Consider the following 20440-nt stretch of genomic DNA (forward strand, 5'->3'; position numbering starts at 1 on the left):
GGTGCGTTCTATCAGGTCGCGTCCTGGCGCGGGACGGCCGGGGTGAGCCTGACGACCAGCGACTTGCTGGTCGGCGTGTTGCTGACGTCGGCCGTGGAGTCCAGGGGCACCAGCACGTTGGTCTCCGGGTAGTAGGCCGCCGCGCAGCCGCGGGCCGTCGGGTAGAGGACCACCCGGAAGCCGGGCGCGGTGCGCTCGCTGCCGTCGGTCCACTCGCTGGTGAGGTCGGCGTGGTCACCGTCGGCCAGGCCGAGCGCCGCCGCGTCCTCGGGGTGCACCAGCACGACGCGGCGGCCCCGGGAGATACCGCGGTAACGGTCGTCGAGGCCGTAGATCGTGGTGTTGTACTGGTCGTGCGAGCGCAGCGTCTGCAGCAGCAGCCGACCCTCGGGCGCGGCGGGGAACTCCACGGGCGCGGCGGTGAAGTTGGCCTTGCCGGTGGCGGTGGGGAACCGCCGCTCGTCGCGCGGGGCGTGCGGCAGGGCGAAGCCGCCGGGGCGGGCGACCCGGGCCTCGAAGTCCTCGAAGCCGGGGACGACCCGGGAGATCCGCTCCCTGATCAGCCGGTAGTCGGCCTCGAACTCCTCCCAGGGCGTGGCGCTCCGCTCGCCGAACACGGCGCGGGCCAGCCGGCAGACGATGGCCGGCTCGGACAGCAGCCGCTCGCCGGCCGGCCTGAGCCGCCCGCGGGAGGCGTGCACGATGCCCATGGAGTCCTCGACGGTGACGAACTGGTCGCCGCTCGCCTGCGTGTCGCGCTCGGTGCGGCCCAGCGTCGGCAGGATCAGGGCCCGGGCGCCGGTGACGCAGTGCGAGCGGTTCAGCTTGGTCGACACGTGCACGGTGAGCCGGGCCCGCCGCATGGCGTCCTCGGTGACCTCGGTGTCCGGGGAGGCGGCCACGAAGTTGCCGCCCATCGCGAAGAACACCTTGACCCGCCCGTCGCGCAGCGCGCGGATCGAGTCCACCACGTCGAGACCGTGGGCCGCGGGGGGCGTGAAGCCGAACTCCCGCTCGATGGCCGCCAGGAGCTCCGGCGCCGGCCGCTCCACGATGCCCATCGTGCGGTCGCCCTGCACGTTGGAGTGGCCGCGCACCGGGCAGACGCCCGCGCCCGGCCGGCCCACGTTGCCGCGCAGCAGCAGGAAGTTGACGACCTCCCTGATGGTGGGCACCGAGTGCTTGTGCTGGGTGAGCCCCATCGCCCAGCAGACCACGACGCTCTTGGCGGCGAGCACCATCTCCAGGGCGCGCTCGATCTCGTCCCGCCGCAGACCGGTGGCGCGCATCGTCTCGTCCCAGTCGGCCTCGTCGGCGACCTTGGCGAAGTCGTCGAAGCCGTGGGTGTGTTCGCGGATGAACGCGGTGTCCACGGCCGCCGCGTCGCCGTCCGCGTGGCGGCGCAGCAGCAGCGCGTTGAGCATCCGGAACAGCGCCTGGTCGCCGCCGAGCCTGATCTGCAGGAAGAGGTCGGTCAGCGCGGTGCCGCCGCCGGCCAGGCCGCGCGGCGTCTGCGGGTTGCGGAACCGCTCGAGACCCGCCTCGGGCAGCGGGTTCACGGTGATGATCCGCGCCCCGGCCTCCTTGGCCTTCTCCAGCGCGGAGAGCATCCTGGGATGGTTGGTGCCGGGGTTCTGGCCGGCGACGATGATCAGGTCGGACCGGTACAGGTCGTCGAGCAGCACGCTGCCCTTGCCGATGCCCAGGGTCTCGGTGAGCGCGAACCCGGACGACTCGTGGCACATGTTGGAGCAGTCCGGCAGGTTGTTGGTGCCGAACTCCCGGGCGAACAACTGGTAGAGGAACGCCGCCTCGTTGCTCGTGCGGCCCGAGGTGTAGAAGACGGCCTCGTCGGGCGAGTCCAGGGCCCGCAGCTCCTCGGCGACCAGCGCGAACGCCCGCTCCCAGCTGACCGGTTCGTAGTGCTCGGCCCCCTCGGCCAGGTACATGGGGTGGGTGAGCCGACCCTGCTGCCCCAGCCAGTAGCCGGAGCGGGACGCCAGCTCGGCCACCGGACGGGCCGCGAAGAACTCGGGCGTGACCCGACGCAGGGTGGCCTCCTCGGCCACCGCCTTGGCGCCGTTCTCGCAGAACTCGGCGGTGTGCGGCTTGTCCGGCTCGGGCCAGGCGCAGCCGGGACAGTCGAAGCCGCCGTGCTGGTTGACCCGCAGCAGGGTGAGCGCGGTGCGCCGCACCCCCATCTGCGCCTGGGCCGTCCTCAGCGCCTGCCCGATGGCCGGCAGCCCGACCGCGGAGTGTTTCGGCTCGCCGACCCTCGGTGCGTCCTGCACCGGATCGGCGGCGGGCGGCTTGGCGGCCATGGCGCGACTCCTCTTTCCCGGATCACTTCCCGGATCTTCGTCACCGATCGTGCCACGGCGGAACCTGGACTGTCAGTGGTCCATGGGAGGATCGGCCACGTGGCTGAGAACAAGAGCTCCGGGAAGGCTGAGATGTCCGAGAAGGAGAAGGCCGAGGCGGCCCCGCCCAGCGCCCCGCGCCTGATGCTGCTTGACGGGCACTCCCTGGCGTACCGGGCCTTCTTCGCCCTGCCCGCGGAGAACTTCACCACCGCGGTCGGCCAGCCGACCAACGCGATCTACGGGTTCACCTCCATGCTGGTGAACACGCTGCGCGACGAGGCGCCCACGCACCTGGCCGTCGCCTTCGACGTCTCGCGCACCACCTGGCGCTCGGACCGTTACGCGGAGTACAAGGCCACCAGGTCGGCCACGCCCGACGAGTTCAAGGGCCAGGTCGAGCTGATCGGCGAGCTGCTCGACACCATGCGGGTGCGCCGGTTCGCGGTCGCCGGATACGAGGCGGACGACGTGATCGCCACGCTGGCCACCCAGGCCGCGGACGAGGGCTTCCAGGTGTCCATCGTCACCGGCGACCGGGACGCGTTCCAGCTGGTCAGCGACCGGATCACCGTGCTCTACCCGACCAAGGGCGTCTCCGAGCTCACCCGCTTCACGCCCGAGAAGGTCCAGGAGAAGTACGGCCTGCCGCCCGCCCTCTACCCGGACTTCGCCGCCCTGCGCGGCGACCCCTCGGACAACCTGCCGGGCATCCCGGGCGTCGGCGAGAAGACGGCCACCAAGTGGATCAACCAGTTCGGCTCGCTCGACGGCCTGGTGGAGCGCGCCGAGGAGGTCAAGGGCAAGGCCGGCCAGAATCTCCGCGACCACCTGGAATCGGTCAAGCTCAACCGGGTGCTCACCGAGCTCGCGCGGGACGTCGAGCTCGGCTGCCTCCCCGCCGACCTGGCGCGCCAGCCCTACGACGAGTCCGCGCTCACCGTGCTGCTCGACGCCCTGGAGTTCCGCAACCCGAGCCTCCGGGAGCGGCTGTTCGCCGTCGACCCCGGCCGGTCCGAGGAGCCAGAGACGGGCGCGCTCGGCGAGTTCACCGTCGACGGCGTCCTGCTCACCGCGGGCGGCCTCGAGCCCTGGCTGGCGGAGCGCGGCGCGGCCCCGCTCGGCGTCGCGACCCTGGACGACTGGAAGCTCGGCGCCGGCAGCGTGCACGCCGTCGCGCTGGCCGCCGCGGACGGCCCGGCCGCCTGGTTCGACCCGGCCGTGATCGACGAGGCCGACGAGCGGGCCTTCGCCGGCTGGCTCGCCGACCCCGAGCGGCCCAAGGTGGTGCACAACGCCAAGGCCGTCCGCCGGGTCTTCGCCGAGCACGGCTGGGCGCTCGCCGGCATCACCATGGACACGGCGCTCGCCGCCTACCTCGTCCAGCCGGGGCGCCGCTCCTTCGCGTTGGACGGGCTGAGCGTGGAGTTCCTGGCCCGCGAGCTGGCCCAGCCGGCCGACCAGGGCGGCCAGTTGGCCTTCGGCGCCGACGACGAGGCCGAGGCGGAGTCGCTGATGCGGCAGGCGCGCACCGTGCTCGACCTGGGCGAGGCGTTCGCCGGCCGCCTGGCGGACGTGGGCGCCAGCGAGCTGCTGACCGACCTCGAACTGCCCACCTCGGAGCTGCTGGCCCGGATGGAGCGCGCCGGCATCGCCGCCGACCGCGCCTGGCTGGAGCGGCTCGAGCAGCAGTTCGCGGCGGCCGTCCAGCAGGCGGTCACCGAGGCGCACGCCTCCGTGGGCCACGAGTTCAACCTGGGCTCGCCCAAGCAGCTCCAGGAGGTCCTCTTCGGCGAGCTCGGGCTGCCCAAGACCAAGAAGACCAAGACGGGTTACACCACCGACGCGGACGCCCTCGCCTGGCTCGCCACCCAGACCGAGCACGAACTGCCGGTGATCATGCTGCGCCACCGGGAGCAGGCCAGGCTGCGCTCCACCGTCGAGGGCCTGATCAAGACGATCGCCTCCGACGGCCGCATCCACACCACCTTCCAGCAGACCGTGGCCGCCACGGGCCGGTTGTCCTCCACCGACCCCAACCTGCAGAACATCCCGGTCCGCACCGACGAGGGCCGGGCCATCCGGCGCGGCTTCGTGGTCGGCGACGGCTTCGAGGCCCTGCTGACCGCCGACTACAGCCAGATCGAGCTGCGCGTGATGGCGCACCTCTCCCAGGACGCCGGCCTGATCGAGGCGTTCACCTCGGGCGAGGACCTGCACGACACCGTCGCCTCGCAGGTCTTCGGCGTCGAGCGGGGCCAGGTCGACGCCGAGATGCGGCGCAAGATCAAGGCCATGAGCTACGGCCTGGCCTACGGCCTCTCCGACTTCGGCCTGTCGCAGCAGCTGAACATCGCGCGGGACGAGGCGCGGGCCCTGATGGACACCTACTTCGAGCGGTTCGGCGGCGTGCGGGACTACCTGCAGCATGTGGTCGACGAGGCCAGGGCCATCGGCTACACCCAGACGCTGCTCGGCCGCCGCCGCTACCTGCCCGACCTCACCAGCTCCAACCGCCAGCGCCGCGAGATGGCCGAGCGGATGGCGCTCAATGCCCCGATCCAGGGCACCGCCGCCGACATCGTCAAGATCGCCATGCTGCGGGTGGACGAGGCGCTGCGCCGCGAGGGGTTGGCGTCCCGCATGCTGCTCCAGGTCCACGACGAGATCGTGCTCGAGGTCGCGCCCGGCGAGCGCGCGCCGTTGGAGGCGCTGGTGCGGCGCGAGATGGCCGGCGCGGTCCAGCTGCGCGCGCCCCTCGACGTCTCGGTCGGCTGGGGCGAGAACTGGGAGTCCGCGGCCCACTGACCCCAACTGCCCCTCCCTCCAGACCAGTAGGGTCCCTGGCCCGGGAACCGACACCTGTCGTACTGTCGTCCAGGTCACCGCACCGAGTCGCCGAAGGGCCGATGGAGGGGAAGAGGCGTGGGGTTGCGAATCAGCAGGATCCGCAGGGGAATCTCGGGGTCCGCCGTGGCCGCCGCGGCCATGGCGGCGCTCACCGCCTCCCAGGCGTCCGACGTGCTGGGCAGCGACACGGCCGGTCCACCCGAGCCTGTCGAGCGCCCCGGCATCGAGGAGCCGGCCGAGGTCGAGGAGCCCGCCGAGGTGGGCGACCCGCCGTACCACACCGACCTGCCGCCGCTCGACACCGCCGAGGGCGGCGGGGGCGGCGCCGGCGCCGAGGGCGGCGGCCGCAGCGAGGCCGGCATCCCCGCCACCGTCCTCGACGCCTACCGGCGGGCCGCGGAGACGGTCGCCGGGACCACCCCGGGCTGCGGCCTGGAGTGGGAGGTGCTGGCCGGCATCGGCAAGGTCGAGTCCGGCCACGCCAGGGGCGGCGACGTGGACGCGGACGGCACCACCACGACCCCGATCCTCGGCCCGGTGCTCGACGGCAACGGCTTCGCCCAGATCCTCGACACCGACCGCGGCCAGTGGGACAGCGACTCCCGCTACGACCGGGCGGTGGGGCCCATGCAGTTCATCCCCTCCACCTGGGCCCGCTGGGGCGCCGACGGCAACGGGGACGGCGTCTCCAACCCCAACAACGTCTACGACGCGGCCCTGGCCGCGGCCAACTACCTGTGCGCCTCCGGCCGCAGCCTGGCCGACCCGGACAACCTCGACCAGGCGCTGCTGAGCTACAACCACTCGTGGGACTACGTCCGGACGGTCAGGTCCTGGATCGACTACTACCGCGACGGCGTCCACGAGGTCCCGGACGGCGAGGGCGACCTGCCGACCAGCCCCGGCCCCGGCAACCCGCGGAACCCGGCCGTCCCGGACCGGGACGGCGGCCGCACCCCGGCCGGCCGGGACACCACCGACGACCAGGAGCCGCCGGCCGCCGACGACCGGCCGGACACCCCCCGGCCGCCCGTCGAGAGCGACGGCTCGATCAACCTCCCGCCGGAGGAGGACGAGGAGGACCCCGGGACGGACGAGCCGCAGGAGCCGGAGGAGCCGGACACCGAGGAGCCGCAGGAGCCGGAGGAGCCGGACACCGAGGAGCCGACCGAGCCCGAGGAGCCGGGCACCGAGGACCCCACGGACCCGACGGACCCGACGGACCCGGAGTGCCCGACCGAGCCCGAGGACCCGACCGACCCGGCTGACCCCGACGACCCCGAGGCCCCGGAGACCGGCACCCCCGCCCCGGAGGAGCCGGAGAGCCCCGAGGAGCCTGCCGACCCGACCGACCCCGAGAACCCCGATGACCCGGAGAACCCGGACGACCCCGCTGAGTGCGGGGACCCGGAGGACCCCGAGGACCCCACGGACCCGGAGGACCCGGCTGAGGACGGGGACGAGGAGCAGCAGGACGGCACGGAGGAGCCGACGGCCACCGCGACCCGTCGGGCGGTCTGAGACCCACCCGACACCGGCCCGGGGGAGCGCGCTCCGCCGTTCCTCCGGGCCGATCGCTCCGCCGGGGCGGGCACCCCGCACGCGCCCGGGCGGGCCGCCCCGACCCACGGCGTGCCACGCCCGGACCGGCAGCAGCACTCTCCCACCAGCGCCGATCCCGGTCCGAAGGACCCGCTATCCGGCGCGCCGCACGTGGCGCGGCGGCCCCTTCGAGCCGTTCGCTCGGGCAGGAGCGCCTGGTTTGGCCCGTTAGCGCCCCTCGTGGGGCGAAGCGCGCATTGACCCCGCTCCGATGCGCCCGTATGCTATAAGGCGCGTCGCGGGCCTGCGCGCCTCGGACGGAGTAGGTCGCGCTCGCATCTGTTGTATGTCCCCTCGGTTGTCGAGGCGTCTCCGGTTCAAGGGCCCGTTCGGGCTCGCGGGCCACCAGGAGCGCGCTTCTCAGGCTGTCCGGCTTCGGCAGTGCGATACTGGGCCTCCGGCGTAGCAGTGCCTACGAATGTCCGTACCGGAGCCCTTTACCACATGACGAGCAGCACCGAGACAACCGTGACCACCCCGCAGGTTGCGGTCAACGACATCGGTTCCGAGGAAGCCTTCCTCGCCGCGATCGACGAGACGATCAAGTACTTCAACGACGGCGACATCGTCGACGGCGTCATCGTGAAGGTCGACCGGGACGAGGTCCTGCTCGACATCGGTTACAAGACCGAGGGCGTCATTCCCTCGCGCGAGCTGTCGATCAAGCACGATGTCGATCCCAACGAGGTCGTCGCCGTCGGTGACGAGATCGAGGCGCTCGTCCTCCAGAAGGAGGACAAGGAAGGCCGCCTGATCCTGTCCAAGAAGCGCGCCCAGTACGAGCGCGCCTGGGGCACCATCGAGAAGATCAAGGACGAGGACGGCATCGTCACCGGTACCGTCATCGAGGTCGTCAAGGGCGGCCTCATCCTCGACATCGGTCTGCGTGGCTTCCTGCCCGCCTCCCTCGTGGAGATGCGCCGGGTCCGCGACCTCCAGCCGTACGTCGGCAAGGAGCTCGAGGCCAAGATCATCGAGCTGGACAAGAACCGCAACAACGTGGTGCTCTCCCGCCGCGCCTGGCTGGAGCAGACCCAGAGCGAGGTCCGCCAGACCTTCCTCACCACCCTGCAGAAGGGCCAGGTGCGCTCCGGCGTCGTCTCCTCGATCGTCAACTTCGGCGCCTTCGTCGACCTCGGCGGCGTGGACGGCCTGGTGCACGTCTCCGAGCTCTCCTGGAAGCACATCGACCACCCCTCCGAGGTCGTCGAGGTCGGCCAGGAGGTCACGGTCGAGGTCCTGGACGTCGACATGGACCGCGAGCGCGTCTCGCTGTCGCTCAAGGCGACCCAGGAAGACCCGTGGCAGCAGTTCGCCCGCACCCACCAGATCGGGCAGGTCGTGCCCGGCAAGGTCACCAAGCTGGTGCCGTTCGGCGCGTTCGTCCGGGTGGACGAGGGCATCGAGGGTCTGGTGCACATCTCCGAGCTGGCCGAGCGCCACGTGGAGATCCCGGAGCAGGTCGTCCAGGTCAACGACGAGATCTTCGTCAAGGTCATCGACATCGACCTGGAGCGTCGCCGGATCAGCCTCTCGCTGAAGCAGGCCAACGAGAACTTCGGGCCCGACCCGATGGCCGTGGAGTTCGACCCCACCCTGTACGGCATGGCCGCCTCCTACGACGACCAGGGCAACTACATCTACCCCGAGGGCTTCGACCCGGAGGCCAACGACTGGCTGCCCGGCTACGAGAAGCAGCGGGAGGAGTGGGAGCGCCAGTACGCGGAGGCCCAGTCCCGCTTCGAGCAGCACCAGGCGCAGGTCATCAAGTCCCGCGAGGCGGACGCCCAGGCCGAGGCCGAGGCCGCCGGCTCGGGCGGCGGTGGCCAGCAGGGCGGCTCCGGCGGTGGCTCGTACTCGTCGCCGCAGACCGAGGACTCGGGCGCCCTGGCGTCCGACGAGGCCCTGGCGGCGCTGCGCGAGAAGCTGGCCGGCGGCCAGAGCTGATCGGAGACCGCGAGGTCCGCACCGTTGTGACGGCGAGGCCCGCACCCCCTCGGGGGTGCGGGCCTCGCCCGTTTCCGCCACGGGAATGCCGTGCGGGAGCGGGGTGTTGTCGCGTGAGTACGCGAAACAGCGGAAGGGGAGCGGTCACGGTGCGCGATCCGCGGGAGTTGTACTCATGGGAGCCGCGCGGCCTGGCACAGGTCGACGAGGCGACCGGCGGCTCGGACAGCGCCGGCCCGGTGCTGATCTATCACTTCGAGGGCTTCATCGACGCCGGCGAGACCGGTGGGCAGCTGATCGAGCAGCTGCTCGACGGGCGCCCCTACACGACGGTGGCCAGGTTCGACCACGACCGCCTGATCGACTACCGCGCCCGGCGGCCGACCATGACCTTCCGGCGCGACCGGTGGACCTCCTACACCACGCCCTCCATCGAACTGCGGCTGCTACACGACGCCACGGGCCAGCCGTTCCTGGTGCTCTCGGGCCCCGAGCCGGACGTCGAGTGGGAGAGCTTCGCGCTCGCCGTACGGCAGATCGTCGAGCGCCTCGGCGTGCGGCTCGCCGTGACCTTCCACGGCATCCCGATGGGCGTGCCGCACACCCGCCCGGTCGGCCTCACCCCGCACGGCAACAGGGCGGCCGAGCTGATGCCGGGACACCGGAACATGTTCGACGAGGCCCAGGTCCCCGGCAGCGCCGCCGCACTCGTGGAGCTGCGCCTCTCCGAGTCCGACCACGGGGTGCTCGGCGTGGCCGCGCACGTCCCGCACTACATCGCCCGCTCCCGCTACCCGGACGCGGCGCTCGTCGTGCTCGAGGCGATCACCGCGGCCACCGGTCTGGTGCTGCCCGAGACGGCGCACGCGCTGCGCGGCCGCGCCCTGAAGACGCAGAACGAGATCGAGCGCGAGCTGGCCGAGGGCGACTCGGAGCTGGTGGCCGTGGTGCGCGGCCTCGAGCAGCAGTACGACGCGCTCGCCGGGATCGCCACCCGGGGCAGCCTGGTCGCCGAGCCGGTCGAGCTGCCGTCGGCGGACGAACTGGGCGAGGTCTTCGAGCGTTTCCTGGCCGAGCGGGAGGACGGCGAGGGCGAGCGATAGCCTGCGGGCATGCGGACAGTGGGCCTGACCGGCGGCATCGGTGCCGGCAAGAGCGAGGCGGTGCGGCTGCTGGCCGCGCGCGGGGCGGTGATCGTGGACGCGGACCTGATCGCCCGTGAGGTGGTCGCCCGCGGCACTCTCGGGCTGGCAGCCGTGACGGCCGAGTTCGGCCCCGAGGTGCTGACGCCCGAGGGCACGTTGGACCGGGCGCGGCTCGGCGAGATCGTCTTCGCCGACGAGTCACGCCGGCGGGCGCTGAACGCGATCGTCCACCCGCTGGTGGCCGCCCGCTCCGCCGAGCTGCAGGCCGCCGCCGGGCCGGACGCCGTCGTCGTGCACGACGTGCCGCTGATCGCGGAGGGTGGGCTACAGGACCGCTACGACGTGGTCGTCGTGGTGGACGCCTCCGAGAAGACCAGGCTCGACCGCCTGGTGCGCCTTCGTGGCATGACCGAGGAGGAGGCCCGCGCCCGGATGGCCGCCCAGGCCACCCGCGAGGAGCGCCTGGCCATCGCCGACTTCGTGCTCGACAACGACGGCACGCTCGACGACCTGGAACGCCAGGTCGACGAGCTGTGGCCCCGCCTCGCCGGGACCGCCTGACGCGACGGAACCGCTGAGCGGGCCGGCCACGACGGCGCCGCGGAGAGAGGCGGCCCGGCGCGGCACTCCCGGCAGAGCGCTCAGCGGTAGCGGATCAGGTGCAGGGCCCTGATGCCCTCGGTCTCCAGGGACGCCGACTCGCCGGTCATGCTGTCGAGCAGGATGATGCCGTCGGCCGTGCACATGCCGTTGAGCAGCAGGCCCACGGACTCCCGGCCCCGGGCGTCGCTCCTGCGGACCCAGACCACCGCCCTGCTTCCCTCGGGGAAGCGCGCCAACTCGGCCGTCAGCGACGGCCAGTCGGCGTGGTCGCTCGTCGAGAGGACACCGCCGAGGCGGCTCATCGTCGGGGCGAGCCAGGCGGCGGGACCGGGCTGCGGGGGCGCGACGGGCGGTGTGCCGCCTTCCTGCCACTGGCGGAGCCAGGTCCAGGGCGCCGAGTTGGGCAGGGCGAAGGGCTGGGCCGTGTTCCTGGGGACGACCAGGGCGGCGTCCAGCATGCCGTCCGCCCAGTGGCCCGTTTCGGCGAAGCTCTTGGTGTTGCAGGCGAAGAGCCAGCCGCGCGGCCCCTCGTCCGCGGGGTCGGGGGCGACGAGGACCGCCTCCCCGCCGTAGATCTCGCCGAGCCAGGCCTCGGCCTTGGCGACCGCCGCGTCGAAGCTCTCGGCCGGCGTCTGCCAGCCGGGGCCGGCGGCCACGGGCGCGGGTGTCGGGCCGGGGCTGGGGGCCACCGCCAGGACGAGCTCTCTGACGCCCTGCGTCTCGGTCCGGCCAAGCCGGCCGGCCATCGGGTCGACCAGCGCGACCTGGCCCTTGGTGTGGTGCGCGTAGAGCAGGTGGCCGCTGGACTCCACCCCGTGGAGCTCGCGGCGTATCCACACCAGCCCCCGCGCGTCAGGGCCGTACACCTCGACCTCGGTGGCCAGTTCGTTCCAGTCGTCGAACGAGGCCACGTCGGCGTCGGGCGAGAACTGGCGCACCAGCCGCTCCCACCAGCCGGGGCTCTCGTGCTCGGGCCGCCACGGCAGCGGCGTCGCCTTCGCGCCGCCCAGCGCCGCGTGCATGGCCAGGACGCAGCCTCGGGCGTTGGTGCGCCGGGCCTGGGCGAGCGGGTCCCGGGGGCTCGGCGCGGCGTCGAAGGCCGCGAGGTCGGCCCCCGGGTCGTCCGTCGCCGGGTGGAACGGCGTGCTGGCGTTCTTCGGCACGGCCAGCGAGGCGTTGAGCATGGCCGATCCGTCGGTCGTGGCACAGGCGAAGAGCCAGGTCTCCGGCGTCTCCTGGACGGGGGCGGGACCGTGCAGCGCGACCCGGCCCCGGTAGGTCTGGTCGAGCCACCGCTCGGCCCGCTGCCGGGGATCACTCATCGCGGGGCCCGAGCTGCGCCTCGAACTCGCTCACGGACCAGGCCGAGGGCGGCCACCACGGCGTGGACCCGTCCTTCGGCACCAGGAGCACGCGTGTCATCGGGGCCTTCGTGAAGTCCCCGGTGTCCAGGTGCTCCTGGGTGTCGAAGCGCACGGCCCACACGGTCCGATATCCCTGCGTGAGCTCCGGCTGCATCACGAACGTGTACTGCTCGTTCCGATAGGCATTCTGCAGATATTCCAGTGCGATCCGCATCGCTTCGTCTTGCGAAATCATGTGGATATTCCCTCGTGGAGTCCGGAGCGCTAGCCCCGATAGGGGAGGTGGGATATCGAGGATACGCCTTCTTCCAGGTACCCCAACTGGCCTGACTGGCCGTCCAGAAAGACGATCCCCTGCGGGGAATTAACCGCGTTGAAGACATGGGCCGTACCGTTGGGCCTCGAAATGTACACGACGCTTCTCGCCCCCTCTCCTCTGCGTATCAGATTCTGGGCGATGTCGTCGTAACTCGTCGCGTTCTGCCATTGCACACTCTCTGCGCGCAGTGCCGCCTGGTTCACCCATCCGGGACCCGCCATCGGCGCCGCGGTCACCCGGAAGCCGTCGAGCCGGCGGTCGACGGCGACGACACAGTTCGTGCAGTTCTGGGTGTGGCCGGGGAAGCCCGTGGCGTTCACCTCGCCGAGCCACGGGTAGTTGGTGTCGATGAACCGTTGCGCGTCGACCGGGTTCATCGAGCCCGCGTGAATGACGGGTGGCGGCTGCCGCCTGAGCCTGCTCGCGACGCGGCGCATCGCCACGCCCATGCCGCGGAGACCGCCCCGCAGGGCGGTGATGCCACCCCTGAGCCCCATGGCGAGGCCGCCGAGGGTGGTGAGGCCCTTCATGCCGGGGATGCAGTCGAGGGCGGCGAAGGCGACGTCCCACAGTGTCGCTCGGCCGTTGGCGTAGTCGTAGAGGGTGTCGGCCAACACCACCAGCGCCGCCGCCAGGACGACCCAGGCCAGGGGGCCGCCGATGATCATGACCACGATGCCCAGCACCGCGACGACGACCTTGCAGACCGCGACGATGGTGTCCCAGTTCTCGGACACCCAGTGAACGGCGTCCTCCCACCACCGCCGGTTCTGGATGCCGGCGTCCGACGCCTCGTCGATCTCGTCCGCACAGACCCGGGCCGCGTCCTCACGCATCTCCTTGGCCTGTCGGGCGAGTTCACGCGCGGCGGAGAGCGCCTCCTCGGCGGCGTCCACGCGGGACCGGGCGGAGGAGGCCGCGCTCTGGGCGGCGGTGGCGTCACGGGTCGCGGCGCGGACCTCGGCCTCGGAAGGCGGCTCGATGTCGTCGCGCTCGCCCTCACGTTCCAGGCGCTCGGCCTCGTCGCCGGCCCGGGAGACCCAGTCCTGCGCGTCGGAGAGCGCGGCCTGCGCGGAGGAGAGGTCGGCCTGCGCCGCGATCGCGCGGTCCAGGGCGCGGTCGGCCATGCCCTGCGCGGTCTCCAGCTTCGGCCAGTACGTCTGCAACGCCTGGGCGGCCATGTCATACGAGGTCTGGAGCTTCTGCAGGTTGCCCGGCACGCCGTCGAACTCGGCGCGGAACGCCTCGGCCGACAGACCCGCCCAGTCCAGGACGGCCCGCTCCTCGGCCATGCCCCGGACGCGGCCGAGTGCCTCGCCCACCTCGTCGGCGAAGGTCTGGAGTTCGTCGGCGAGGTGCCGAACGTCGTCCGGGTCACCGGGTGTCGGGTCCGAGTCCATGTCGACCGGAGACCAGTCAGACGGTCGTGCCATGTTCCGTGTGCCCCCGTGTGATCAGCAGATCTATGTGTCCCCGGCACGGTAGACGCCAGCTCGTGCCCGGCTCAACCGGGGTTGTGTCGCAGGTTCGTCGCAGGCGTCACCGACCGCCGGCCGAACCGGCCTCGGGCCGACGGCGTCAGCTTCCGCTCCCCGCGCCGAGGCGGAGGCTCGGCAGCCGGCGCCTGACACGGCGCGCGGTGCCGGCGATGCGGCGCAGCCGGGGGTAGCGGCGGCTCTCCTCGCGGGACATCCGGTCCAGCTCCTCGGCCAGGTGCGCCGAGCGCTTCTCGATGTCGAGCTCGTCGAGCATCCGGTCGACGTCGGCCAGCAGCGAGCCGTGCAGCTGCCACTGCTGCGGATGCTCCTGAACCCGGGTCAGCAGCAGCTTCGCGACGTGCTCCCGGCTCAGCCTGGCGGCGTCGAGCTCCACCGCGAGGAACTTCTCGGCCTCGTCGGCCGCGCTGCTGACCTGGCTGGTGATCAGCGTGGCGAAGCTGTCGATGGCCCCGGCCAGGTAGGTGAACAGCTCGCGCAGCGCCGACGCCACCTCGGGCGGGAACAGCGGCTCGTCGGTGCGGCGGGTGGCCAGGTCCGTGAGGTTGCGCGACATGGTGCGCAGGATCACCGCGCAGGACTCCAGAGTGTCCAGGCCGGTGCGCAGCACGATCCTGGTCAGCAGCGGCTCCTTGACGCGCGGGTTGAGGCGCAGGCTCTCCTCCGCCTGGGTGAGCGTGGCGTCGACCTCGGCGATGGCCTCGTCCAGGCGGCGGGCCTCCTCCATCTTGGCGGCGATCCGCGAGACCGGGGTCCGGGGCTCGTCCGCCTCCTCGCCGAGCCGGTTCAGCAACTCCCGCATCCGGCGCGCCTGCTGCTCGATGTCCTCGCCGGCCGGGCGCACCCAGATGGGGGGCAGGATCACCAGGTTGAACAGCAGCCCGACGACCGCGCCGATCAGCGTCTCCAGCACCCGGTCCCACGCGGTCTCCGCGTGCTGGGTGACGCCGAGCACCAGCATGGCGCTGATCGCCACCTCGGGCACGAACTCGTCGACCCGCACCAGGTGACCGAGGGCGAGCGCGCTGAGGATCAGCAGCCCGAGGCTCCACCAGCTCAGGCCGACCAGAACACTGAAGGCCGTGGCGATCAGAACCCCGGCGATCACCGAGTTGACCCGGCGCACGCCGGCGGTGAGCGTGGCGAAGAGGGTGACCTGGACGACCAGCAGCGCGGTGAGCGGAGCGAGCAGCGGGGCCGTGACGTTGGTGAGCCAGAGGGCGACGATATAGGCCAGGGTCGCCGCGGTCGCGGAGCGGAGGGTCTGCACGACCACGGGCTCACCACCCCGCTTGGCCAGATCGACCAGGCTCTCCGGTACGTCCGGCACGCCCGACCCCTTTCGTGGTGAAGCGTCCATCGACTGGCTGCCCGAGCTTACCGTGACAAGGCGGACGAACGGGGGCATTGGCGGCGGTGCGTGCTGGCCGGGCGGGCGTGGGTTCCCTGTGGCCTGGGGGCGGGTTCGTCTAAGGTGATCCCCGGTGATCAACGTGCGCTCACCGACATCGATCCGCCGTTGGCGAGATGGGGGAGGACGATGGTGCCGGCCGCCTTTGTCGATCGAGTCGACTCGATGAGCAGACTCTCCGGGGTGGTGCGCGACCTCGCCGCCGGCCGGGGGCGGGTGCTCGCCGTCGAGGGCGGCTCGGGGATGGGCAAGTCGGCGCTGCTCGCCGCGTTCGTCCGGCAGGTCGAGGAGGATCCGGAGCTCGACGCTCGCTGCCGGATCGTCTCCGTGCGGTGCGACCCCGAGGGCGGCCCCGACACCTCGTTCCTGATGGCGCTCGAGGCGCTGCTCGCGCTGCGGCCGCCGGCCGAGGTCGAGGGCGTCTGGCGGCGCCTCGGCTCGGCCGCCTTCCGGTCCGTCCCCCAGCTGCTCGGCATGGTCGTGCCCGGGCTCGAACCCCTGATGACGGTGGGGCGGGAGGTCACCGAGGCCGCCCTGCGCACCGGATCCCTGCCGGGGGACAGCCTGCAGCCGCAGCAGGAGGCGATCGCCGCGCAGGTCGCCGGAGAGCTGCTGGCCCAGGCCGGGGCGGGGAAGCCGGTGGTGATCGTCGTCGACGACGTGCAGTTCATCGACTTAACGAGCCTTCAGGTCCTCGACCGGCTGGTCGCCGGCCTGCCGGACCAGCCGCTCAGCCTGGTGCTCGGCCACCGCACCAGGGACGGGATGGTCGGCGGCAACGCGCCGGCCGTCGCCGAGCTCCTGGAACGGTGGGAGTTCGCCGACCGCCTGGAGCGCGAGCCGCTGGCCGGGCTGCCGGCGGACGCCGTCGCCGAGCTGGTGCGGCTGCGGGTGCCGGGCGCCGGCTCGACCACCCTGTCCGCCCGGCTGAGCAGCGCGACGGGCGGACACCCGATCTTCGTCGAGCAGTGCCTGCGCCTGGTGCGCGCCACCGGCCTCGGACAACAGGACGCGCTGCCCGCCGAGTTGCCGATCGCGATCAGCCGCCGCTTCTACCGTCTCGCCGAGCCGGTGCGCGAGCTGCTGCTCAGCGGTGCGGCCCAGGGACAGTCGTTCCTCTCCCGGGCCGTCGCCGAGGCCACCGGGGTGCCGCATGACGAGGCGGTCGAGCTGCTGCGCAGGACGGCGCGCGACCACGGCCTCGTCAGGGAGCGGGCCGACCGGCCCGAGTGGCTGCTCTGGCTCGGCTCCGACCTCTACGAGTTCGAGCACGCCGCGCTGCGGGAGGGGATCTACGCCGAGCTGACGGCGGCCCAGCGGATGCGCCGACACGCGGACCTCGCGCGGGTGCTGACGGAGCTCGCGCCGCAGGCCGGGGCGGACGGACCGCCGTGGGCCCTGCGGCTCGACCTCGCCGCGCAACTGCGCCAGGGCGGCCCCGGCTGCCTGGCCGACTCGGCGGACGTCCACCTGGGCCTGGCCAGGGAGGCGGCCGTGGAGGGGCTGTCCTTCTCCGACGCCGAGCGCTACTGCACCGAGGCCATCGAGGCCGCCCGGCGGCTGCGGCCGGACGGCGGCGCCCGGGACCGGCGTCTCGCGGAGGCGGCCGAGCTGCTGCTGAGCCTGACGGAGGTGCGCTGGCGTGGCCAGGGACCGCACGCCGGCGTGCCCGACATCGACGCGCTCGCCGCCGAGGCGGAGGCCGCGGCCCGCCGGCTCGCCGATCCGCGGCTGCTGGCCCGCACCGCCCTGCAGCGCGGCAAGACCCTCATGGCCACCCAGGGCCTCGACCCTTCGCTGGCCAAGCTGCGGGAGGCCGTGGAGCTCGCGGAGCGCGGCGGCGACCCGGTCACGCTCTTCGTGACGCTGGTCGAGTACGGGCGGCAGCTGCCGAAGAGCGACCTGCACGCCGGCATCGAGGTGCTGCGTCGGGCCGAGGAGATGTACGCGGCCGAGCCGAGCCTGGGCCGCAGGGACGACCCGGTGCTCCAGCACGCCCGCAACCTCAACCAGATGCAGCTCGGCGTCAACCTCTTCGACGCCGGCCGCTTCGGCGAGGCCCACGCCCGGCTGACCCGTTGCGTGGAGCGGCTGCGCTCCGAGAAGCTTCGCGCCGAGCTGCCGATCGCCCTCAACTACCTGGCCCAGCTGCTCATCGCCCTGGGCGAGGACGGGGCGGCCGAGGCGGCGCTCACCGAGGCCAGGAGCTTCGAGGAGGCCCGCGGCGGCGAGAGCGGCTGGCACGCGTACAACACGGCGCTGCTCGCCACCGTCCTGGCCCGGCGTGGCGCCAGCCGCGAGGCGGCACGGGAGCTGGCCGAGGCGGGCTGGCTGGAGACCGAGCGCACCTGGCTGGCCAACCTGGTGCCGATCGTGCGCAACCTCTACGCCGAGGTGGTGCTGGAGACGGCGGCCGGGCCCGGCGACCTCGACCAGGCGGAGCGTCTCGCGCTGGCGACCTGCGCGGAGACCGAGCGCAGCGGGATGACGCGCAGCACCATCGCCGCCCATGTGCTGCGATCCCGGGTGCTGCTGCTGCGCGGCGCCGTCGACGAGGCGGCCGCGGTGGCGTGGGAGGCCCTGGCGATCCTGGACCGGGAGGGCGACAAGCCGGCGCTGCGCACCGAGGAGGTGCTGTGGCACGCCGCCCGGGCGATCCGGGCCGCGGGCGGGGAGGCCGAGGCCGAGGCGCTGCTCCGGCGGGCCGGGGCGGAGGTCCGCCGGAAGGCGGACAGCATCGGCGACGCGGAGCGGCGGCGGCGCTTCCTGATGGAGGTGCCGCTGAACCGCTGGATCCTGGAGGGGACGGCCGGGGACTGACGGGCTACAGTGCGACGAGAGCAGGAAGCGGGGATCGGCATGTTCACGATCACCAAGGAATTCCACTTCTCGGCCAGCCATGTCCTCGACCGGCTGCCCTCGTGGCATCCCTGCGCCCGCATGCACGGACACAACTACGTGGTCGTGCTCGAACTCTCCGCCCGGGCCGACCAGCTCTCCGCGACGGGTTTCGTCCGCGACTACCGGGACCTCGACGACTTCAAGAAGTGGCTCGACGACACGCTCGACCACCGGCACCTCAACGACGCGCTGGGTCCGGACCTGCCGCCCTCGGCCGAACTGCTCGCCAAGTGGATCTTCGACATGTGGCGCGACCGGATCCCCGAGCTCACGACCGTGAGCGTCTCCGAGACCCCCAAGACCTGGGCCCACTACCGACCGGGCTAGGCCTCGCCCTCGGGCAGCATCCCGCTGGCGCGCGCGATCGCGTCGACCTCCAGGCTGTCGCTGTCCCGCTGCTCCCTGCGGAGGCGCTCGCCCTCGTCCAGCCGGCGGCGCATCTCGGCCAGCCGCTCGGGATCGTCCGCGACCTCCCGCGGCACCAGCGACCTGGCGCCCTTGACGTGCTCGCCGTCGCCCAGCTCCACCACCACGTGGTCGGCCCGGTCCTCGTGGCCCGGGGAGAGCGCGCCGACCAGGCCCATCAGGGTCAGCATCTCGCTCTGCACCTCGGGCGTGAACAGCTCCTGCTCGTCGGACTCCAGGTGCAGCCGCATCATGCCGCCCCCGCCCGTCAGCCAGGCGTTGAAGGCGCGCATCAGCAGGATGAACTGACTGGCGGGCATCCGGGCGCGCAGCGCCTCCACGTACAACTCGAGCCGCGCCCGGCCGGTCTCCTTGTCCATTGCTCTATCGTGCGACCGCCGGGACGCGGAGGGAAGGACGCCTCGACCCGCGGTGACCCCGCTACGGGTGGCTCGTGTCGATCACGCAGAACCTGTTGCCCTCGGTGTCGGCGAGGACCACGAAGTCCGGGTCCTCCGGGTAGAGATCCCAGTCCACCCGCTCGGCACCCAGCGCGACCAGCCGCTCCACCTCGGCCGCCTGGTCCGCCGCGTCGGCCGCGTACAGGTCGAGGTGGACCCGGGGGTGCCGCTGCGGCGGGGTCTCGCTCAGGCCGAGCGCTATCCCGGGCCCCGAGCGGTCCGGCGGCACCAGCACCGCCCAGTCGTCCTCGACCTCGTCCCTCGGCACATAGCCGAGGGCCTCGCTCCAGAAGGCCACCGCCCGCCGGACGTCCGCCACACCCAGCACAATCGTTCCGATACCCACCATGCGGTCGATAGTAGGAGGAGCCACTGACATGCGCCTTTCGGCGATCACCTGGGAACGGTTGGCCGGCGAGCTCGCGGCGCGTGTCGACGAGGCGCGGGACGGCGACGGCGGCCCGTGGCGGCGCGTGCTGGTGGACGGCGCGCCGGCGGCCGAACCGGGGGCGCTGGCGGGCGAGGTGGCGCGCGAGCTGCGGGTGCGCGGGCGGGCGGCGCTCGTGGTGGGCGCGGCCGGCTTCCTGCGCCCCGCGTCGTTGCGCTTCGAGTTCGGCCGCCAGGACCCGGACGCGTACTACGAACGGTGGCTGGACACCGGCGCGTTGTGGCGCGAGGTCCTGACGCCGCTCGATCCGGACGGCACCGGCCGGGTGCTGCCCGACCTGTGGGACGCGGAGCGCGATCGCGCCACGCGCAGCGACTACGTGACGCTGCCGCCCGGCGGAGTGCTGCTGCTCCACGGCGCGTTCCTGCTCGGGCAGTGGTTTCCGGCCGACCTGGCCGTGCACCTCGCCCTGAGCCCCGGCGCGCTCGCCCGCAGGACCGCCGAGGGACTGCGGTGGACGCTGCCCGCCTTCGACCGGTACGAGGCGGAGGTGCGGCCGGCCGAGGCGGCCGACGTCGTGGTCAGGGCCGACGATCCGCACCGGCCCGCCTGGGGCGCCAGGACGGTGTGACCGGAATCGACTCCTGGGGCTGCTGAAGTGGGGCGAACCGGCTCCAGCCGGTCCCGAACCTGCCACACTGGGTACTCGCTCGATAGGCGGACGGTGAGCAGGGGGCGGCGGATGAACGGCGAAGTGAGACCGTACACCAAGGACGAGGTGCTGCACGCGGTGGCGCTGATCCAGGCGCACCTCGCGGAGGACGAGGAGGCCGTGCGGGCGCTGCAGGACGAGTCGGAGGAGAGCGCCCGGCAGTGTGCCCGGGCGATGTTCGCCCTCGCGCACATCATCGTCTTCGGCCAGATCATCCCGGAGATGTGGGTGATCAGGAAGAACCTGGACTTCGGGCACACCAGCCACGTGCCCGAGCTCAACCTCGCCATCCACGTGCTGAAGCGGATGGAGGAGCGGGTCGAACTGGCCCATGTGCATCCCGTGGTGGGCGCCCTCTCCGCCGGGGACGTGATGGACCTGATCGTGCAGTGCACGGGGACGAGGATGGAGGACGTGCCGGGCTTCCTCGACTCGGTTCGCGAACGCACGCTGCGCTCGGCGGAGTTCTGAGGGTG

General features: G+C 72.6%; 16 protein-coding genes. 9 read left to right on the forward strand and 7 right to left on the reverse strand.

Annotated elements, in window-relative coordinates:
- Positions 1-11: 11 nt before the first annotated feature.
- The gene (locus RNC47_RS12115) at positions 12-2321 is read right to left on the reverse strand and encodes an FdhF/YdeP family oxidoreductase (protein WP_311598143.1); all 2310 of its coding nucleotides are present in this window, start codon (positions 2319-2321) and stop codon (positions 12-14) included.
- Between the two features lie 132 nt (positions 2322-2453).
- Between RNC47_RS12115 and polA the strand changes: the two genes are divergently transcribed.
- From polA to coaE, 5 genes are all read left to right on the forward strand, one after another.
- Positions 2454-5168: a DNA polymerase I gene (gene polA, locus RNC47_RS12120; protein WP_311598332.1), complete on the forward strand. Its 2715-nt coding sequence runs from the start codon at positions 2454-2456 to the stop codon at positions 5166-5168.
- Between the two features lie 117 nt (positions 5169-5285).
- Positions 5286-6731: a lytic transglycosylase domain-containing protein gene (locus RNC47_RS12125; protein WP_311598144.1), complete on the forward strand. Its 1446-nt coding sequence runs from the start codon at positions 5286-5288 to the stop codon at positions 6729-6731.
- A gap of 525 nt (positions 6732-7256) precedes the next feature.
- Positions 7257-8759 carry a 30S ribosomal protein S1 gene (rpsA, locus tag RNC47_RS12130; RefSeq protein ID WP_311598146.1) on the forward strand — a complete coding sequence of 501 codons (1503 nt, stop codon included), beginning with the start codon at positions 7257-7259 and terminating at the stop codon, positions 8757-8759.
- A gap of 149 nt (positions 8760-8908) precedes the next feature.
- A complete protein-coding gene (locus RNC47_RS12135; protein ID WP_311598148.1) occupies positions 8909-9862 on the forward strand; it encodes a proteasome assembly chaperone family protein in 954 nt (317 codons plus the stop codon).
- Between the two features lie 9 nt (positions 9863-9871).
- Positions 9872-10465, forward strand: a complete 594-nt coding sequence (coaE, locus tag RNC47_RS12140; protein WP_311598150.1) for a dephospho-CoA kinase — start codon at positions 9872-9874, stop codon at positions 10463-10465.
- A gap of 80 nt (positions 10466-10545) precedes the next feature.
- Here the strand turns inward: coaE and RNC47_RS12145 are convergent, their stop codons facing one another.
- The 4 genes from RNC47_RS12145 to RNC47_RS12160 all read right to left on the reverse strand — a co-directional run bounded on the left by RNC47_RS12145 (position 10546) and on the right by RNC47_RS12160 (position 15016).
- Positions 10546-11829, reverse strand: coding sequence for a YrhB domain-containing protein (locus RNC47_RS12145; protein ID WP_311598151.1), 1284 nt, complete (start codon positions 11827-11829; stop codon positions 10546-10548).
- The gene (locus tag RNC47_RS12150) at positions 11822-12106 is read right to left on the reverse strand and encodes a YrhB domain-containing protein (RefSeq protein WP_311598152.1); all 285 of its coding nucleotides are present in this window, start codon (positions 12104-12106) and stop codon (positions 11822-11824) included. Before RNC47_RS12150 ends, RNC47_RS12145 begins: the two co-directional genes overlap by 8 nt.
- 29 nt (positions 12107-12135) lie before the next feature.
- A complete protein-coding gene (locus tag RNC47_RS12155) occupies positions 12136-13623 on the reverse strand; it encodes a toxin glutamine deamidase domain-containing protein (RefSeq protein WP_311598154.1) in 1488 nt (495 codons plus the stop codon).
- Between the two features lie 145 nt (positions 13624-13768).
- The gene (locus RNC47_RS12160) at positions 13769-15016 is read right to left on the reverse strand and encodes an FUSC family protein (protein ID WP_311598155.1); all 1248 of its coding nucleotides are present in this window, start codon (positions 15014-15016) and stop codon (positions 13769-13771) included.
- Between the two features lie 210 nt (positions 15017-15226).
- Here RNC47_RS12160 and RNC47_RS12165 point away from each other — a divergent pair, with 210 nt between their 5' ends.
- Positions 15227-17917: an AAA family ATPase gene (locus RNC47_RS12165; RefSeq protein ID WP_311598157.1), complete on the forward strand. Its 2691-nt coding sequence runs from the start codon at positions 15227-15229 to the stop codon at positions 17915-17917.
- Positions 17918-17956: 39 nt separating this feature from the next.
- Positions 17957-18325 carry a 6-pyruvoyl trahydropterin synthase family protein gene (locus tag RNC47_RS12170; RefSeq protein WP_311598158.1) on the forward strand — a complete coding sequence of 123 codons (369 nt, stop codon included), beginning with the start codon at positions 17957-17959 and terminating at the stop codon, positions 18323-18325.
- Here RNC47_RS12170 and RNC47_RS12175 read toward each other — a convergent pair.
- Positions 18322-18783, reverse strand: a complete 462-nt coding sequence (locus tag RNC47_RS12175) for a hypothetical protein (protein ID WP_311598160.1) — start codon at positions 18781-18783, stop codon at positions 18322-18324. The two genes, RNC47_RS12170 and RNC47_RS12175, sit on opposite strands and share 4 nt — an antisense overlap.
- 61 nt (positions 18784-18844) lie before the next feature.
- Complete coding sequence (locus tag RNC47_RS12180) at positions 18845-19213, reverse strand: VOC family protein (RefSeq protein WP_311598162.1); 369 nt, start codon at positions 19211-19213, stop codon at positions 18845-18847.
- Between the two features lie 28 nt (positions 19214-19241).
- On the opposite strand from RNC47_RS12180, the gene RNC47_RS12185 reads away from it, so the two are divergent.
- Both RNC47_RS12185 and RNC47_RS12190 read left to right on the forward strand, forming a co-directional pair.
- A complete protein-coding gene (locus tag RNC47_RS12185; RefSeq protein WP_311598164.1) occupies positions 19242-19883 on the forward strand; it encodes a nucleoside/nucleotide kinase family protein in 642 nt (213 codons plus the stop codon).
- A gap of 111 nt (positions 19884-19994) precedes the next feature.
- Entirely contained in the window at positions 19995-20435 is a 441-nt protein-coding gene (locus RNC47_RS12190) for a DUF6224 family protein (RefSeq protein ID WP_311598166.1), read from the forward strand.
- Positions 20436-20440 lie beyond the last annotated feature (5 nt).

This window comes from Streptomyces millisiae (assembly GCF_031845425.1).
Taxonomy (GTDB): Bacteria; Actinomycetota; Actinomycetes; order Streptomycetales; family Streptomycetaceae; genus Streptomyces; species Streptomyces millisiae.

Excerpts from the sequence above, each read along its gene's own strand:
- RNC47_RS12165 (WP_311598157.1), top strand. The coding sequence starts at position 15,227 with ATGGTGCCGGCCGCCTTTGTCGATCGAGTCGACTCGATGAGCAGACTC.
- RNC47_RS12170 (WP_311598158.1), top strand. The coding sequence starts at position 17,957 with ATGTTCACGATCACCAAGGAATTCCACTTCTCGGCCAGCCATGTCCTC.
- coaE (WP_311598150.1), top strand. The coding sequence starts at position 9,872 with ATGCGGACAGTGGGCCTGACCGGCGGCATCGGTGCCGGCAAGAGCGAG.
- RNC47_RS12115 (WP_311598143.1), bottom strand. The coding sequence starts at position 2,321 with ATGGCCGCCAAGCCGCCCGCCGCCGATCCGGTGCAGGACGCACCGAGG.
- RNC47_RS12145 (WP_311598151.1), bottom strand. The coding sequence starts at position 11,829 with ATGAGTGATCCCCGGCAGCGGGCCGAGCGGTGGCTCGACCAGACCTAC.
- polA (WP_311598332.1), top strand. The coding sequence starts at position 2,454 with ATGTCCGAGAAGGAGAAGGCCGAGGCGGCCCCGCCCAGCGCCCCGCGC.
- RNC47_RS12180 (WP_311598162.1), bottom strand. The coding sequence starts at position 19,213 with ATGGTGGGTATCGGAACGATTGTGCTGGGTGTGGCGGACGTCCGGCGG.
- RNC47_RS12190 (WP_311598166.1), top strand. The coding sequence starts at position 19,995 with ATGAACGGCGAAGTGAGACCGTACACCAAGGACGAGGTGCTGCACGCG.
- RNC47_RS12185 (WP_311598164.1), top strand. The coding sequence starts at position 19,242 with ATGCGCCTTTCGGCGATCACCTGGGAACGGTTGGCCGGCGAGCTCGCG.
- rpsA (WP_311598146.1), top strand. The coding sequence starts at position 7,257 with ATGACGAGCAGCACCGAGACAACCGTGACCACCCCGCAGGTTGCGGTC.
- RNC47_RS12175 (WP_311598160.1), bottom strand. The coding sequence starts at position 18,783 with ATGGACAAGGAGACCGGCCGGGCGCGGCTCGAGTTGTACGTGGAGGCG.
- RNC47_RS12155 (WP_311598154.1), bottom strand. The coding sequence starts at position 13,623 with ATGGCACGACCGTCTGACTGGTCTCCGGTCGACATGGACTCGGACCCG.
- RNC47_RS12150 (WP_311598152.1), bottom strand. The coding sequence starts at position 12,106 with ATGATTTCGCAAGACGAAGCGATGCGGATCGCACTGGAATATCTGCAG.